Source organism: Oligoflexus sp., assembly GCF_035638955.1.
Lineage (GTDB): Bacteria > Bdellovibrionota_B > Oligoflexia > Oligoflexales > Oligoflexaceae > Oligoflexus.
This window is the reverse complement of the sequence record NZ_DASQYZ010000492.1, coordinates 1-2674: the sequence shown is the minus strand read 5'-3', so window position 1 is coordinate 2674 and position 2674 is coordinate 1. Positions and strand designations below refer to the sequence as shown.

General features: G+C 49.0%; 1 protein-coding gene. It reads left to right on the top strand.

Annotated elements, in window-relative coordinates:
* Positions 1-2310 (top strand): GAF domain-containing protein (locus tag VE954_RS40155; RefSeq protein WP_324963824.1); only part of this gene is annotated, 2310 nt, incomplete at its 5' end.
* Positions 2311-2674 lie beyond the last annotated feature (364 nt).

The following is a 2674-nucleotide window of genomic DNA, read 5'->3' as shown; positions in this document are numbered from 1 at the left end:
GCAACAGCACTCTACGATGAAGCCATCAGCACTGCTGAGCAATACAGCTATTTTTGGGTCGCAGGCCTCGCTGCTGACCGCTGTGCCGAGATGTATCTGGGTTTAAAACAGCAGAGGCTGGCTGAACCTTATCTGAAACTTTCGTATGGCTTCTATCAGACATATGGTGCAACAGGAAAGCTTAAACAGCTCCTGGCAAATCACCCTAATGTCTATAGCAAAGCGAGTCATACCAATACCAGTACTGCCTTGAACAAAACTTTTCATGGCACCATCGCTCACACCGATAGCCAGACCTATCAGCACGGCGATATCCTGGACGTGACAGCCATAACCCGGGCGGCGCAGGCCATTTCAGGCTCAATTCGAATCGATGATCTGCTTTCCAAGCTTCTGGCGATCCTTCGCCAGACGGCCGGCGGCAACCGCTGCGTCCTGCTTCTGCCAACGAAAGAAGGGGCTGACTCCAATTGGCATGTGGTGGCTCAAAGCATCGATGCAGATGAGCCCAGTATCATGCTTCAGATTCCGTACCAGGATTCGCCTTATATTTGTAGTGCGATTTGCGAATATGTCATGAGATCGAGATTGCCGCTTGTACTTGGTGATCCGATCCAGGAAGGGGCTTACACACAGAATGATTATATTAAGAAGCAGCGGCCGCAATCCATCCTCTGCATGCCAGTCGTCAGCCGAAACAGTCCTGTGGCGCTGATTTATCTTGAAAACAGAACATCGACCCACGCCTTTACATCGGAACGAATTGAACTCATTACAACCCTTGGCTCACAGGCCGCGATTTCCATTGAAAATGCACTGCTTTATGCTGGAATGGAAAAGCAGGTTGAGGACAGAACCGCTCGGTTAAATGAAAAAACCCGTGAAGTACGAAGCATTCTACAGAATATAGAACTTGGAATATTCACGATCGGGATTGCTCCAGATGGATCGAAGATTGTCATGGACCAGGAATATTCAGTTTACTTGAAGACAATCCTTGAAATGGATGATCCTGGTGGCAGAGAGCTTTTGGATATCCTTAAACGAACCAGCCTCGGCGAGGATCAACAGGCAGGGATTGTAAGCGCCATTAATGCCATGATGGGTGAGGATGCACTTGCCAGGGAAGTCAACGAGCATTTTCTTTTGAGGGAATTCCAGCTGGTGCTTGCCGAGGGCAGAACCAAAGTCATAGAAGTTGACTGGGGATTTATTTATTCAGACAGCCACATCCTGCAAAAGATACTCGTCAGTCTGCGCGACGTGACCAAATTGAGGACCCTTCAAATGGAGGTCGAGGCGCATAAAGAGGAACTCGAGATCATTGGCCATGTGCTTGATATCACCTTGCCAAGGTTCAAAATTTTTGCCGAACGGGCCAATCAATATCTTCAGGAAAACCGGACAATGCTGGCACGCCGAACGCCATCCAAAGATCTGGTGAACGTGCTCTATCGCAATCTGCACACATTAAAAGGCTTATGCCGCAACTATAAGATGACGAAGCTTGCTGACCTTGTTCATAAGGCAGAGGAAACCCTGAGTGTTGTCAGGGGGGCACCCGATGCAGGCTGGGATTTTGACAAAATGGAGGCAGACCTGAATCCGATCGAGTCGATACTGTTCAGGTATGCTGACGTTACCAATCGAAAACTTGGTTTCAATGCTCATGAAGCGGGGCCCTCCGATGGGCTTGAAACCGTAGCGGGACTAACAGCTGCTCTCAGAGAATCCCTGCCATCTATGGCCCAAAGCCTTGGCAAGAAACCTCCACTTATCCAAATTGTGGGCGGCCATATTCTCCTGAACAGGGAGAATTCCGAACTCATGGAAGGAGTCCTGACTCATTGCCTGCGCAATTCCATTGATCATGGAATCGAGGCACCTGAGGATCGCGCGAAGGCGGGAAAGGACGAAGCCGGAAAAATCGATGTTGTGGTTGAGGAAGAGCCGGAAAGCTACCTTGTCAGGATCCGGGATGATGGAGCAGGACTGGACCTTGGAAGGATAGAAGCCATGGCGCGAAAGCGAGGCATCCTGGACAAAGAGGATGCCACTGATGATGAAATTGCAGCCTTCATTTTTCATTCCGGTTTGAGCACGGCAGAGAAGGTGACAGATATCTCGGGCCGCGGGGTTGGCATGGACGCCGTCAAAGCCCTGGTCGAGGCTCATGGGGGGAAAGTTGACATTACCTTTTTAGGATCAAGGAAGGGCAATCATCGTAGTTTCGAACTGAGAATTCAGCTTAAAAAAACAGGGCCAGTGTCTGAAGGCTTGAAACTTTCAGATTATCCTATAACCGCTTGAAGTCATATATTACCCGACTCGTCCTTTGTTAAAGCAATCCATGGATTGAGTGGAGATAGCATGTCGAAATTGGACCAAACAGCTGGCTTCGGCTTTCCTGTCGGTGGTTCTCTCCGTAGAATCAGGATCCAGAACGAAAGCTGATGAAACCGTGTCCTCGGTCTTCCCGGTAGTGGTCGATACCATGCAGCTGAAATTCAGGTTGTGTTGCGTTTGCAGAAGGGGCAGGGCAAACGCATGATTAATTCTTGATCACTCTGGCCCTGTGAGGTGTGTCCTGACTGAATTCTTATCTATTCGTGTTATTCCACTGTAAATTCAGAGGTTTAGTCGTATCCTGATTTCCTTTTCACTCCTCAGTTTG